Origin of the sequence: Corynebacterium sp. MSK310 (assembly GCF_030227355.1) — a bacterium.
Lineage (GTDB): Bacteria > Actinomycetota > Actinomycetes > Mycobacteriales > Mycobacteriaceae > Corynebacterium > Corynebacterium rhinophilum.
Window position 1 is genome coordinate 1 of sequence record NZ_JASPFZ010000044.1, and the last position, 951, is coordinate 951.

Genomic DNA, 951 nt, shown 5'->3' on the forward strand with positions numbered 1-951 from the left:
TACGGCACCGGCAAACGTGCCCGCATAAAAGCAGTGCATGATAAAGCCCAAGCGGCGAATGATTCTGCGCGAATCCGACAGCTGGAAAAGGAAGTCTCTAAGCTGCGCGAAGAACGCGATATCCTGCGTAAGGCCGCGAAATATTTTGCTTAAAGCAACTCACGGGAGTTCTGCTTCCAGTTTGTCGATGACCACCGAACCGAATACTCGGCTTATACGGATGCGCCACGTTTTAAAGCTGAATCGTTCCTCGTTTTACAAGTGGGTGAGCACCCGCAAAAAGCGCAGGTTAAAGATATATTCTGACGGTCTTATTGGTGCAAGAATCACAACCATCTTCGATGATGAGCACGGGCTTTACGGAGCTAAACGCATCGCCGCAAGCCTTAAGGAAGACCTGGCGTATACCCCGGTCAATCACAAGAAGGTTGCACGCATCATGAAAACCATGGGACTAAAAGGCTTTAGCAAACGGCGTCGATGCATCACCACCAGGCGCAAGCCTGGCCACCGTGTCATGCCGGATTTACTAGGCCGTACATTCACCGCTGACGAGCCGAACCGTGTGTATGTCGGCGACATTACCTACCTGCCGTGTAAGGGCGGCAAGAACATGTATTTGGCCACAGTCATTGACACTTACTCACGGAAACTTGCAGGTTATGCACTCGCAGACCACATGCGGGTCTCACTGGTCATCGATGCCCTAGCCCACGCACACGACGTGCGCGGCAGTCTTGACGGGGCTATTTTCCATTCTGATCACGGCAGTGTGTACACCTCACAAACCTTTAGGAACTACTGCTCGTCGTTAGGTGTCCGCCAGTCCATGGGAGCGGTTGGAACTAGTGCCGATAATGCCCTAGCAGAATCGTTTAACGCCACCTTAAAACGTGAAGTGCTACGTGATCGGAAAGTCTTTGACAACCCAATTACCTGCCGCCAAGAGGT

At 51.9% G+C, this 951-nt stretch carries 1 protein-coding gene; it reads left to right on the forward strand.

Annotated features, from left to right (window positions below):
* Positions 1 to 187 precede the first annotated feature (187 nt).
* Positions 188 to 951 (forward strand): IS3 family transposase (locus QP891_RS11655; protein WP_284817080.1); only part of this gene is annotated, 764 nt, incomplete at its 3' end.